Genomic DNA, 13,180 nt, shown 5'->3' on the forward strand with positions numbered 1-13,180 from the left:
ATTTACCTTGGGGTTCTATCGACATGTCGGCCGTTCGCAGCAAGATTTGTGGGATTACCCGCATGGAAGATGCGTTGGCGGCGGTTGAGGCCGGGGCAGATGCGATCGGTTTCGTGTTCTACGCCAAAAGCCCTCGGGCCGTGACGTTTCAGCAGGCGCGCTCGATCATCGGGGCGTTGCCGCCGTTCGTGACCACCGTAGGGTTGTTCGTCAACGCCAGCCGCTGCGAGTTGGGGGAAATCCTCGACGCCGTGCCGCTGGACCTGTTGCAGTTCCATGGCGATGAAACCGCGGCGGAGTGCGAAGGCTGGCACCGTCCGTACATCAAGGCGCTGCGGGTCAAGGCCGGTGACGACATCGCGGCCGCCTGCGATGCGTTTCCAGGCGCCAGCGGTATCCTGCTCGACGCCTACGTTGAAGGTATACCCGGCGGAACCGGTGAAGCGTTTGACTGGTCTCTGATACCGCAAGGCTTGAGCAAACCGATCATCCTGGCCGGTGGCTTGACGCCGGACAATGTCGCTGAGGCGATTGCCCGGGTTCGGCCTTATGCCGTGGACGTCAGCGGCGGGGTGGAGGCGAGCAAGGGCATCAAGGATCACGCAAAGATTCAAGCATTCATTAAAGCGGTACGCAGTAGCACGTAGCTGATGTGACGGCTGGCACACTGCCGCCGTCCCAAAATGCACTGCGCTGCACAAAGCAGGTACGGCTGAGGATTGATGGGTTGTACGCAGGTCACGCTTCACTGACCCGGCCATTCATCGATCATCGCCACACACACATGAATTTAGCTCAAGGGCATACGCGGGGCTGCGAACCAGAGCGTTCGGGCCGCCGGTACTGGAGAAAGAAAGCATGAGCAACTGGTTAGTAGACAAACTGATCCCTTCGATCATGCGTTCCGAGGTCAAGAAGAGCTCGGTGCCTGAAGGTCTGTGGCACAAATGCCCGTCTTGCGAGGCTGTGCTGTATCGTCCGGAGCTGGAAAAGACCCTGGACGTTTGCCCCAAGTGCAACCACCACATGCGTATCGGCGCACGCGCCCGCATCGATATCTTCCTCGACGCTGAAGGCCGTGCCGAACTGGGCGCGGACCTGGAGCCGGTTGACCGTCTGAAGTTTCGCGACGGCAAGAAGTACAAGGATCGCCTGACCGCTGCACAGAAGCAGACCGGCGAAAAAGACGCCCTGATCTCCATGAGCGGCACCTTGCTGGGTATGCCGGTCGTGGTGGCGGCCTTCGAATTTTCCTTCATGGGTGGTTCGATGGGCGCCATCGTTGGCGAGCGTTTTGTTCGCGCCGCCAACTACGCACTGGAAAACCGCTGCCCGATGATCTGCTTCTCCGCTTCCGGCGGTGCGCGGATGCAGGAAGCCCTGATCTCCCTGATGCAAATGGCCAAGACCTCTGCGGTGCTGGCGCGTCTGCGTGAAGAAGGCATTCCGTTCATCTCCGTACTGACCGACCCGGTCTACGGCGGTGTTTCCGCCAGTCTGGCGATGCTCGGCGACGTGATTGTCGGTGAGCCCAAAGCCCTGATCGGCTTCGCCGGTCCGCGCGTTATCGAGCAGACCGTTCGCGAAAAACTGCCGGAAGGTTTCCAGCGCAGTGAGTTCCTGCTGGAGCACGGTGCGATCGACATGATTATTCACCGCCAGGAACTGCGTCCGCGTCTGGGCAATCTGCTGGCACAAATGATGGGCCTGCCGACACCGCAATTCGTCGCCGCGCCAATCGAGCCAATCGTGGTCCCACCGGTGCCCGCCAACCTATGATCGAACGTACCCTTGGCGAGTGGCTCGCCTACCTTGAGCAGTTGCACCCTTCGGCCATCGACATGGGCCTGGAGCGCTCGCAGCAGGTAGCGTCCCGCATGGGACTGGGCAAGCCGGCGCCTCGGGTGATCACGGTCACCGGCACCAACGGCAAAGGTTCTACCTGCGCATTCGTGGCTTCGTTGCTGCGGGCGCAGGGCCTGAACGTAGGTGTCTACAATTCTCCGCACCTGCTGCGTTATAACGAGCGGGTGCAGGTCAATGGCGTCGAAGCCACTGACGCCGAGCTGTGCGAAGCCTTTGCTGCGGTCGAGGCGGGTCGTGGCGATACTTCGCTGACGTACTTCGAAATGGGCACCTTGGCGGCGTTCTGGCTGTTTCAACACGCCAGTCTCGATGCGGTGGTGCTGGAAGTCGGGTTGGGCGGGCGTCTGGACACGGTCAATGTGGTCGACGCCGATATGGCGCTGGTCACCAGCATTGGTGTCGATCACGCGGACTATCTGGGCGATACCCGAGAATCCGTCGCGTTCGAAAAGGCCGGCATCTTCCGCCAGAGCGCGCCTGCGCTGTGTGGCGACCTGAATCCTCCACAACCCCTGCTGGATAAAGCGCGCGAGCTCAATTGCCCGTTTTTCCTGCGTGGGCGCGATTTCGACCTCGGTATCACCGATCACAACTGGCAATGGCGCGGTCTTGACGCTCAAGGGCGTGCTGTCGAGCTGCATGATCTGCCGTTGCTCGATCTGCCGATGGAAAACGCCGCGCTGGCGTTGCAGGCTTACCTGTTGCTCGGGTTGCCGTGGGTGGATGCGCAAATTATTGCTGCGCTGAAAGCCACTCGGGTGGTCGGTCGCCTCGATCGCCGTCAATTCGACTGGCAGGGCAAGCGTCTGAATTTGTTGCTGGACGTGGGGCATAACCCCCATGCGGCAGAGTATCTGGCTCGTCGCCTGGCCAGCCGTCCACCGGCCGGCAAGCGTTTGGCAGTGTTCGGACTGTTGGCAGACAAGGATCTGGATGGTGTCGTCGGTGAATTGAGTGCTAGTGTCCAGCACTGGGCCGTCGCGCCGCTGGATTCGCCACGAGCACGCCCGGTTGCCGATTTGCACGCAGCGTTGCATAACCTTGGCGCCTCGGTAACATCTTATGACAGCGTGGCCGCCGCCCTGGAAGGGCAGTGCGCGCTGGCGACGAGCGACGACGAGATTCTGTTGTTCGGATCATTTTATTGTGTCGCCGAGGCCCTAGAATGGCTGTCCCGGCGCTCCACGGAGGAAGCGGCAAATGGCATTGCTGGATAAGGCATACAAACAGCGCATGGTCGGCGCCCTGGTTCTGGTGGCGCTGGCGGTGATTTTCCTGCCGATGCTGTTTTCCCGCCAGGATGAACAGCGTCAAGTGACGGTTGAAGCCCCGGCTGCGCCGCAAGCGCCTGCGGTGCCGCAAGTTCAGGTCGAGCCGGTGGTGGTGCCTGAACCGCAAGCGCTGCCTCAGGAACCTGTGCCGAGTGATGATGAAATCGCTCAGCAAGAAGCACCGTCGACAGCGATTGCCCCGAGCGTACCGGTGACGCCTGCGCCTGCCGCCAAACCGGTCGCGCCACCTCCGGCCAACAAACCAACGGTTGCACCTAGCCAGCCCATCACGGCTGCACCGGGCAAGCCGGACACGACTCAAAGCCGCGTCGATGCCAATGGCCTGTCGGTCAGTTGGTCGGTGCAACTGGCCAGCCTGTCGAGCCGTGCCAGTGCAGAAAGCCTGCAGAAATCCCTGCGCAGCCAGGGTTACAACGCCTACATTCGAACTGCCGACGGCAAGAATCGGGTGTTTGTCGGGCCGCTGATCGAGCGGGCAGAAGCCGATCGTCTGCGTGACTTGTTGAGCCGCCAGCAGAACCTCAAGGGTTTTGTGGTGCGTTTCCAGCCTGAGCGTGGTTAAAACTATCGCCTCGATTTGAAATGCACTGACAATCGCAGCTTACCGATAGCCATGCGCTCTGCTAAAATGCGCCGCCTTATCCGTCTGTAGGCTGCACTGTGCCATTTACCTGGGTTGACTGGGCGATCGTTGCAATCGTCGCCATCTCCGCATTGATCAGTCTGAGCCGCGGCTTCGTCAAAGAAGCACTGTCGCTGGTGACCTGGATCATCGCAGGAGTCGTCGCCTGGATGTTCGGTGGTTCATTGTCCGAGTACCTCGCCGGATACATCCAAACGCCGTCGGCCCGTGTGATCACGGGCTGTGCCATCATGTTTGTCGCCACGTTAATCGTAGGCGCGATGATCAATTATCTTATCGGCGAATTGGTTCGCGTCACCGGGCTATCCGGGACCGATCGATTCCTCGGCATGGCCTTCGGTGCTGCGCGTGGCGTGTTGCTGGTGGTCGTGGCGGTCGGGCTGTTGAGCCTGGGGCCGGTACAGCAGGACGGGTGGTGGCAAGAGTCACAGCTCGTGCCAAAATTTCTATTGGTTGCAGACTGGTCCAAAAACCTGATTCTCGGGTGGAGCAGTCAGTGGCTTGCCAGTGGTATCAGCGTACCCGCTGAGATACCGTTCAAGGAGCACCTCTTGCCGATGGCCAAAACGCCTCAGTGAGTTGTGTTCAGTTCAGATCCATTAAGTAGGGGTTGCGTCGCATGTGTGGCATCGTCGGTATCGTCGGTAAGTCGAACGTCAATCAGGCGCTGTATGACGCGCTAACCGTCCTCCAGCACCGCGGCCAGGACGCTGCCGGTATCGTGACCAGCCATGATGGCCGGTTATTCCTGCGCAAGGACAATGGCCTGGTGCGTGACGTGTTCCATCAGCGTCACATGCAGCGCCTGGTCGGCCACATGGGCATTGGCCATGTGCGTTACCCGACCGCGGGCAGTTCGACTTCGGCCGAAGCCCAACCGTTTTACGTCAACTCGCCTTACGGCATCACTCTGGCGCACAACGGTAACCTGACCAACGTTGAACAGCTGGCCAAGGAGATTTACGAATCTGACCTGCGCCACGTCAACACCAATTCCGATTCGGAAGTGCTGCTCAACGTGTTCGCGCACGAACTGGCCCAGCGCGGCAAGTTGCAGCCAACCGAAGAAGACGTGTTCGCCGCTGTAACTGACGTGCACAACCGTTGCGTCGGTGGTTACGCGGTTGTAGCGATGGTGACCGGTTACGGCATCGTCGGTTTCCGCGACCCGCACGGCATCCGTCCGATCGTCTTCGGTCAGCGTCACACCGACGAAGGCGTCGAGTACATGATCGCCTCCGAAAGCGTTTCGCTGGACGTGCTCGGTTTCACCCTGATTCGCGACCTGGCACCGGGCGAAGCGGTCTACATCACTGAAGACGGCAAGCTGCACACCCGTCAGTGCGCGACCAACCCGTCCCTGACCCCGTGCATCTTTGAACACGTTTATCTGGCGCGTCCGGACTCGATCATCGACGGCGTGTCGGTCTATAAGGCACGTCTGCGCATGGGTGAGAAACTCGCCGAGAAGATTCTGCGCGAGCGTCCGGATCACGACATCGACGTGGTCATCCCGATTCCGGACACCAGCCGCACCGCGGCCCTGGAGTTGGCGAACCACTTGGGCGTCAAGTTCCGCGAAGGCTTCGTGAAGAACCGCTACATCGGCCGGACCTTCATCATGCCGGGCCAGGCTGCACGGAAAAAATCCGTACGCCAGAAGCTCAACGCCATCGAGCTGGAATTCCGCGGCAAGAACGTGATGCTGGTGGACGACTCCATCGTTCGTGGCACCACCTGCAAGCAGATCATCCAGATGGCCCGCGAAGCCGGCGCCAAGAACGTCTATTTCTGCTCCGCGGCACCGGCCGTTCGTTATCCGAACGTCTACGGCATCGACATGCCGAGCGCTCACGAGTTGATCGCGCACAACCGTTCGACCCAGGACGTGGCTGATCTGATCGGCGCTGACTGGTTGATCTATCAGGACTTGCCTGACTTGATCGAAGCGGTCGGTGGCGGCAAGATCAAGATCGAGAAGTTCGATTGCGCGGTGTTCGACGGCCAGTACGTCACCGGCGACGTCGACGAGGCTTACCTGAACAAGATCGAGCAGGCACGTAATGATGCCTCCAAGGTCAAGACGCAGGCAGTCAGTGCGATCATTGATCTGTATAACAACTGAGTAACTACCGGCCCTGAGGGGCCGGTTTTGTATCTACTAAAAAGAGCAAGGCAAGGAGTGACAGCATGAGTCAGGATTGGGATGCCGGTCGGCTGGACAGCGACCTCGAAGGCGTAGCGTTCGATACCCTGGCCGTACGCGCCGGTCAGCACCGCACGCCGGAAGGCGAACACGGTGATCCGATGTTCTTCACTTCCAGCTACGTATTCCGTACTGCAGCCGACGCGGCCGCACGTTTTGCCGGTGAAGTGCCGGGCAACGTTTACTCGCGCTACACCAACCCGACCGTGCGTGCGTTCGAAGAGCGCATTGCCGCGCTGGAAAGCGCCGAGCAAGCCGTGGCCACGGCGACCGGCATGGCCGCGATCATGGCGGTGGTGATGAGCCTGTGCAGTGCCGGCGATCACGTGCTGGTATCGCGCAGCGTGTTCGGTTCGACCATCAGCCTGTTCGAGAAGTACTTCAAGCGCTTTGGCATTGAAGTCGATTACGTGCCTCTGGCGGATTTGTCCGGCTGGGATGCGGCGATCAAGGCCAACACTAAATTGCTGTTCGTCGAATCGCCCTCCAACCCGCTGGCGGAGTTGGTGGACATCGCCGAGCTGTCGAAAATCGCTCATGCCAAAGGCACGATGCTGGTGGTCGACAACTGCTTCTGCACCCCGGCATTGCAGCAGCCGCTGAAGTTGGGCGCGGACATCGTCGTGCACTCGGCGACCAAGTTCATCGACGGCCAGGGCCGTTGCATGGGCGGTGTTGTGGCCGGTCGCAGCGAACAGATGAAAGAAGTCGTCGGTTTCCTGCGCACTGCCGGGCCGACCCTGAGCCCGTTCAACGCCTGGATCTTCCTCAAGGGCCTGGAAACACTGAGCCTGCGCATGAAGGCTCACTGTGCCAATGCCCAGCAACTGGCCGAATGGCTGGAGCAGCAGGAGGGCATCGAAAAAGTCCATTACGCCGGTCTCAAAAGCCATCCGCAGCACGAGTTGGCCCTGCGTCAGCAGAAAGGCTTCGGTGCGGTCGTGAGTTTCGAGGTCAAGGGCGGCAAAGAGGGCGCCTGGCGCTTTATCGATGCGACCCGCTTGATTTCCATCACCGCCAACCTCGGTGACAGCAAAACCACCATTACCCACCCAAGCACCACCTCTCACGGCCGTCTGGCGCCGCAAGAGCGTGAAGCCGCGGGCATTCGTGACAGCCTGATCCGCATCGCGGTCGGTCTGGAAGACGTGGCCGACCTGCAAGCCGATCTGGCGCGCGGGTTGGCTGCCTTGTGATCGAGTTGTCCGCGCCGGGTACTGGCACCAATGGCCGCGTTGCACTGGTCACGGGTGCTGCGCGGGGCATAGGTCTGGGGATCTCGGCCTGGCTGATCAGCGAAGGCTGGCAGGTGGTGCTGACTGATCTTGATCGAGTGCGCGGTTCGAAAGTGGCGAAGGTGCTCGGCGACAATGCCTGGTTCATCGCCATGGACGTCTCGAACGAAGGGCAGGTGGCATTGGGCGTCGCGGAGGTGCTGGGGCAGTTTGGGCGTCTGGATGCGCTGGTGTGCAACGCGGCGGTTGCCGATCCGCACAACATCACCCTTGAAAGCCTCGATCTGGCGTACTGGAATCGGGTGCTGGCGGTGAATCTCAGTGGGCCGATGCTGTTGGCCAAGCACTGTGCGCCGTATCTGCGCGCTCACAGCGGCGCGATCGTCAACCTGGCCTCGACCCGCGCCGGGCAGTCGGAACCCGACACCGAGGCTTACGCGGCGAGCAAGGGCGGCCTGTTGGCCTTGACTCATGCCTTGGCCATCAGCCTCGGGCCGGAAATTCGCGTCAATGCGGTCAGCCCCGGCTGGATCGATGCGCGAGATCCCTCTGCGCGCCGTGCCGAACCTCTGACCGATGCTGATCATGCCCAGCATCCGGCGGGCAGGGTAGGGACGGTCGAGGACGTGGCGGCGATGGTCGCCTGGCTGTTGTCGAAGAACGCCGGTTTCGTCACGGGCCAGGAGTTCGTGGTCGATGGCGGCATGACCAAGAAGATGATTTACAGCGAGTAATTCGGGCAGGGGCCGCGACAGCGGCGTCTTGAGGTTGCAGACCGCCATTGGCAGCGCTGCGGGAAATGACATGATTTTGTCTTTTTCAGAAAAACTTCAAGCGGGGTATTGACTTAGCTTCGGTACCTGCGTAAATTTCGCGGCCTCGGAGATGCAAACGGGTGATTAGCTCAGCTGGGAGAGCGTCTGCCTTACAAGCAGAATGTCGGCGGTTCGATCCCGTCATCACCCACCACTTCCGAGAGTCTTGCGAAAGCAAGATGGAAGCTTTTAAAAGCCTCCACCGACGCGCAGCGGTAGTTCAGTCGGTTAGAATACCGGCCTGTCACGCCGGGGGTCGCGGGTTCGAGTCCCGTCCGCTGCGCCATATTTTCCGAGTCAGGGTTTATTCTGGTTCGAGATTGAAAGCCTCGAAGCTTTCAGTCAGACGAGTTACTTGGACGCAAGTCCAAAGCGATACGCAGCGGTAGTTCAGTCGGTTAGAATACCGGCCTGTCACGCCGGGGGTCGCGGGTTCGAGTCCCGTCCGCTGCGCCATATCTGCCTCAAGGCCCACTGAACGCCTTGGAGCTACGAAGAAAGCTGCTGGTAAAGCCAGTGCCTACTTCGAGTCGATAGCAAAGACCCTGGTCGAAAGACCGGGGTTTTTTGTGCCTGCGATTTGGCTTTTCTCCTTGTCTTCGCAACCAAGGGCATTTGAATCTGCCAGCCAAATGCCGCCGCGTGTCTGATTCTTCCTCCTCTCGACGATATCCCGCCATAACGCCCAGCCCTGACTAACCGGTGGCTGCGTGGCAGAAACCCCTGTCTTTCATTCGCGGAGTCAAATTTTTCCTGAGGGCAAAACGCATAAAGCGCTTGGTTTGAAGTATCAACACTAATTAGAATGAGTCGCATTTAAAATATTTCTTCGCGCAGGGTTCCTTTAGATGAGTGATGCAGCGATGCCGGCGGCGCAAACCTTTCACGACCTGTACCGCGACCATCGTGGCTGGCTCGAAAGCTGGTTGAGTCGACGCATGAGCAATGGCCATGATGCGGCGGATTTGAGCCAGGACACGTTCGTGCGTTTACTCGCCAGCTCCCAACACATCGCTGATCTGAAAGAACCTCGCGCCTATCTGGCGACCGTCGGCAAGCGACTGCTCACCAACTTCTATAAGCGTCGCAGCCTGGAACAGGCCTACCTCAGTGCGCTGGCGCTGCTGCCTGAGGACTGCGTGCCGTCTCCCGAGCAACGCTGGTTGCTGCTGGAAACCCTGCAAGCCCTGGATGAGTTGCTCGATGGATTGCCGACCGCGGTGCGACGAGCGTTTCTCTGGAGCCAGTTGGAGGGTTTGGGTTATCACGAGATTGCTGAACGCCTGCAAGTCTCGGAGCGCACAATCAAGCGCTACATGGCGCAAGCCTATGAGCATTGCCTGCTGGTGGAATTGTGATCGGTTCGCCACCTTCGGCTGAAGCCCGGCAAGTCGTGCGGGCTGCCGCTCAATGGCTGGCACTCATGGAATCAGGCGCCGCCAACGAGCGCGATCGCGCCAATCTCCAGCACTGGCGTGACAGCCACCCTAGTCACGAACAAGCCTGGCAGAAAGCCCAACTCTTGCGTCAACGCTTTGCCGACCTGCCGTCGGCACTGGCCATGGCCAGCCTGGATCGGCCGCAGACGAGTCGGCGCACGGTGCTCAAGCGCGCCGTGGGGGCGGTGGCGCTGGTGCCAACTGCCTGGCTGATCAGCCGGCAGCTACCTCTGGATGTCTGGCGCGCTGACCTGCGGACCGCGACCGGGGAGGGCAAAAAAGTCCAGTTGGCCGATGGCAGCTCGCTGCAATTGAATACCGCGAGTGCCGTCGATATCGACCTGAAGAATCGGCGACTGACACTTGTGGAAGGCGAAATAGCGCTGAAGGTGCCCGGCACATCGCCACTGACGATCCAGACGCACTTCGGGCAAGTAGTCGTCAGTCAGAGCGAAGTGTGCGTTCGCCAGGGACAGACAGGGTGCAAGGTGTCGGTGCTTAAAGGCGCGGTGCAATTGCAGCCGTTGCGCGGACCAGTCTTTTCGTTGCGTGCAGGTCAGCAAGTCAGCCTTCAGGCGATGGGGGCAGGGCGCGTCGAACCTTTCGATGTGCTTGCTCCAGGCTGGCGCGACGGCGTGTTGATGGCGCAGAACCAGCCCCTGGGCGATTTTCTGCGCGAACTCAGCACCCATCGGCCGGGATTGTTGCGCTGGGAACCGGAGCTCGAATCCCTGCGCGTCACCGGCAGTTTCCGTCTGGAAGACACCGATCGCATCCTGACGTTGCTGGCCGCCAGCTTGCCGCTGGAAGTGCAGAGACGAACCCGTTACTGGGTCACGTTACTGCCGCGTAAAAATAATGTCTGAAGCTTGTCCCCTTTTTTCGCGTCGCTTGTCATTCAAGGCAAGTGAAACGAAATCAGAGAGATTCTCAATGCCCGTAGTGATGCCCTGCAATTCGCGTCTGGGTTCTTCCAGGTTGCGCCCGTTGTTGCACTTGAGTCTGATGCTGAGTCTGAGTGCCTGTCCGTTGTTCATCACTGCCGGTTGGGCCGAAGACGCGCCTCGACGCAGTTACCAGGTGCCGGCAGGAAGCCTCAGTGCAGCGCTGACCCGTTTCGCCGGGCTGGCCGGGGTCAATCTGTCAGTGGACCCGGCGCTGGTAGGCAGTCGCACCAGTCCTGGTCTTTCCGGCGAATATGCGGTCGAGGAGGGCTTTGCCCGACTGTTGCAGGGTTCCGGTCTGCAACTGCAGCCAGTGGGTGAAGAGGCGTACATCCTGACCCCGGCGCCAGAAGGCGGCAGCCTGCAACTGGGCGCCACCTCGATTGTCGGTGCCACTGACTCGGAGCACGGCGATCCGTATGCCGGCGGCCAGGTCGCGCGTCGCGGGTCGCAAGGCTTGCTGGGCTCGAAAGACTTTATGGAAACGCCGTTCAGCATGACCACCTACACCAGCGAGGTGGTCAAAAACCAGCAGGCGCGTACCTTGGGCGACCTGATCGCCAGCGATCCTTCGGTTCGTGTCACCAACCCGGCGGGTGGGCGCTATGAGCAGTTCACCATTCGAGGGTTGAGCCTGTTCAACAGTGATGTTTCCTACAACGGCCTCTACGGCGTCCTGCCGACCTATACGATCGACATGGAGATGGCCGACCGCGTCGACGTCATCAAAGGCCCGACCCAGCTCATCAACGGCATTTCGCCGCGGGGCAGCGTGGGCGGCGGGATCAACGTGGTGCCCAAGCGCGCGACCGACAAGCCCATCACTTCGTTTACCGGTATGTACGCTTCCGACAGCCAGGTCGGCGGTGCCGTGGATGTCGGCCGGCGCTTTGGTGAAGACAACAAGTTCGGTCTTCGTTTCAACGGGGTGAAGCAGTCCGGCGACACCGAATGGGATCACCAGAATGTCGACCGCGAGATGGCCGTACTGGGCCTGGATTTTCGCGGTGAACGCCTGCGACTCTCGACGGACATCGGGCGCACCGAGCGGGATACCGACGCACCGCAGGAGCGCGTACAGATTGGCCCGAACGCGCAGGTGCCGCATGCCAGCGATGTGCGCCGCAACTATGCGCAGCCCTGGAGCAAGGCGAGCACCAACGACACGTTCGGCACGGTGAACGCTGAATTCGATGTCAATGACTCCGTCATGTTGTACGGCGGCGTGGGCGCGCGCAAAAGTAACCATGAATTCCTCCGACATGCCGTTTCGGTCATCAACAACGCCGGCAATTTCAGCGTTCTACCCCGTGACTTCACCCGTGACGAAAATGTCCGCACGGCCACGGCGGGTGTGCGCAACTGGTTCCATACCGGCCCGGTAAGCCATGAAATAAACCTGGCCGCCAGCTATTACTACATGGACTTCGAAAATGGCGGCGCCCGTTATGCCGCGGGCAACAGCAACATTTATAACCCCGTTGAAACACCAACGCCTGGCAGGCCCACGCGACAGGATTCGGAGGTCTATACCGAGAACCGGTCCACCGGCGTGGCGTTGTCCGACACCCTGGGTTTCTTCGATGACCGCTTGCTGCTGACCCTCGGCGCCCGCTGGCAGCGCGTGAAGGTTGACGACTGGACCGATAACGTCAGAGGCGATACCGCCTACGACGAGGAAAAGGTTTCGCCGTCGGGCGGCATCCTGTTCAAGGCAACCGACAAGCTGTCGCTGTATGCCAACTACATGGAAGGCCTGAGCCAAGGCAAGATCGCGCCGTCGACTTCGATTAACGAGGACCAGATTTTCCCGCCGTTCATCAGCCGCCAGGTCGAAGTCGGTGCCAAGTACGACGCTGGTGCGTTCGCCGTCACCGCCGCCGTGTTCCGCATCAAGCAGCCGGCCTACGAGACCAATGCCACGACGCGCGTTTTCGGCCCCAACGGCAAGCGTGAGAACACCGGTGTGGAACTGAGTATGTTCGGTGAGCCGCTCGATGGTTTCCGCCTGCTCGGCGGCGTCATGTACATCGACAGCGAGTTGAATGACACCACCAATGGCACCTTCGACGGCAACCGGGCCCCGGCCACACCGAAATACAACGTCAACCTGGGCGCCGAGTGGGACGTGCCGACTGTACAGGGCCTGACCCTGACCAGCCGCGGCATCTATTCCAGCTCGCAGTACCTGGACCAGTCTAACAACAAGGAAATCGACTCCTGGGAGCGTTTCGACGTGGGCGCACGCTATGCGTTCAAGGTCGAGGAAAAGAACATCACCCTGCGTGCCAATGTCGAGAACGTGGCGGACAAGCGCTACTGGAGTTCGGCCGGAGCCTCGGATGACAGCGAGCCTGGCTTGACGCTGTCGACCCCGCGCACCTATCTCCTTTCGGCGACCGTCGACTTCTGATTAACCCGTGTCATACGCCCCAGGGATCGGGGCGTCTTCGTTGGACCATGACCTGATTCGTATTGAGAAAGGACATATGCACACCCTCTGTTAATGAATAATCAAGACACTTGCGTATAAGTCGCTATTTGTCGATAGCCTATATATAAGTTGTCAGTAGCATTACAAGATCATGGCCAGATAATGGCACTTTCGGAATTCATACCAGGTTTATTAACTTGGTTTTTTGCGTGCCTGATTATTTTTAATGTAGTTCAAATCGCTATATGTAAATGTCCAAATAGGTTGTAAGAATTAGTTGCAACAACTTCTAAATGAGAATAAGTT

General features: G+C 59.9%; 11 protein-coding genes and 3 tRNA genes. All 14 read left to right on the forward strand.

Going from position 1 to position 13,180, the window contains the following annotated elements; genetic code table 11:
* The first annotated feature begins 23 nt into the window (after positions 1-23).
* The 14 genes from PFAS1_RS21375 to PFAS1_RS21440 all read left to right on the forward strand — a co-directional run bounded on the left by PFAS1_RS21375 (position 24) and on the right by PFAS1_RS21440 (position 12,853).
* Positions 24-647, forward strand: a complete 624-nt coding sequence (locus tag PFAS1_RS21375; RefSeq protein WP_076030421.1) for a phosphoribosylanthranilate isomerase — start codon at positions 24-26, stop codon at positions 645-647.
* A gap of 211 nt (positions 648-858) precedes the next feature.
* Positions 859-1,779 carry an acetyl-CoA carboxylase, carboxyltransferase subunit beta gene (gene accD / locus PFAS1_RS21380; RefSeq protein ID WP_074875242.1) on the forward strand — a complete coding sequence of 307 codons (921 nt, stop codon included), beginning with the start codon at positions 859-861 and terminating at the stop codon, positions 1,777-1,779.
* Positions 1,776-3,083 carry a bifunctional tetrahydrofolate synthase/dihydrofolate synthase gene (gene folC, locus PFAS1_RS21385; RefSeq protein ID WP_076030422.1) on the forward strand — a complete coding sequence of 436 codons (1,308 nt, stop codon included), beginning with the start codon at positions 1,776-1,778 and terminating at the stop codon, positions 3,081-3,083. The genes accD and folC overlap by 4 nt, the downstream gene beginning before the upstream one ends.
* Positions 3,067-3,720, forward strand: coding sequence for an SPOR domain-containing protein (locus tag PFAS1_RS21390; protein ID WP_076030423.1), 654 nt, complete (start codon positions 3,067-3,069; stop codon positions 3,718-3,720). Before folC ends, PFAS1_RS21390 begins: the two co-directional genes overlap by 17 nt.
* 98 nt (positions 3,721-3,818) lie before the next feature.
* On the forward strand, positions 3,819-4,379 hold the full coding sequence (locus PFAS1_RS21395) for a CvpA family protein (protein ID WP_074875247.1): 561 nt from the start codon (positions 3,819-3,821) through the stop codon (positions 4,377-4,379).
* Positions 4,380-4,420: 41 nt separating this feature from the next.
* A complete protein-coding gene (gene purF / locus PFAS1_RS21400) occupies positions 4,421-5,926 on the forward strand; it encodes an amidophosphoribosyltransferase (protein WP_007905939.1) in 1,506 nt (501 codons plus the stop codon).
* Between the two features lie 65 nt (positions 5,927-5,991).
* Entirely contained in the window at positions 5,992-7,203 is a 1,212-nt protein-coding gene (locus PFAS1_RS21405) for an O-succinylhomoserine sulfhydrylase (RefSeq protein WP_074875249.1), read from the forward strand.
* Positions 7,200-7,976 (forward strand): SDR family oxidoreductase, encoded by a 777-nt coding sequence (locus PFAS1_RS21410; protein WP_074875251.1) that lies wholly within the window; start codon positions 7,200-7,202, stop codon positions 7,974-7,976. The genes PFAS1_RS21405 and PFAS1_RS21410 overlap by 4 nt, the downstream gene beginning before the upstream one ends.
* A 159-nt stretch (positions 7,977-8,135) precedes the next feature.
* Positions 8,136-8,211 (forward strand) — tRNA-Val (locus PFAS1_RS21415).
* A gap of 55 nt (positions 8,212-8,266) precedes the next feature.
* Positions 8,267-8,343 (forward strand) — tRNA-Asp (locus PFAS1_RS21420).
* 93 nt (positions 8,344-8,436) lie between these two features.
* Positions 8,437-8,513 (forward strand) — tRNA-Asp (locus PFAS1_RS21425).
* 392 nt (positions 8,514-8,905) lie between these two features.
* Positions 8,906-9,415: a sigma-70 family RNA polymerase sigma factor gene (locus PFAS1_RS21430; protein ID WP_076030424.1), complete on the forward strand. Its 510-nt coding sequence runs from the start codon at positions 8,906-8,908 to the stop codon at positions 9,413-9,415.
* Complete coding sequence (locus tag PFAS1_RS21435) at positions 9,412-10,362, forward strand: FecR domain-containing protein (RefSeq protein WP_076030425.1); 951 nt, start codon at positions 9,412-9,414, stop codon at positions 10,360-10,362. Before PFAS1_RS21430 ends, PFAS1_RS21435 begins: the two co-directional genes overlap by 4 nt.
* 67 nt (positions 10,363-10,429) lie before the next feature.
* Positions 10,430-12,853, forward strand: a complete 2,424-nt coding sequence (locus tag PFAS1_RS21440) for a TonB-dependent receptor (RefSeq protein WP_076030426.1) — start codon at positions 10,430-10,432, stop codon at positions 12,851-12,853.
* The last annotated feature ends 327 nt before the right edge of the window (positions 12,854-13,180 follow it).

Source organism: Pseudomonas frederiksbergensis (genome assembly GCF_001952935.1).
Lineage (GTDB): Bacteria > Pseudomonadota > Gammaproteobacteria > Pseudomonadales > Pseudomonadaceae > Aquipseudomonas > Aquipseudomonas frederiksbergensis.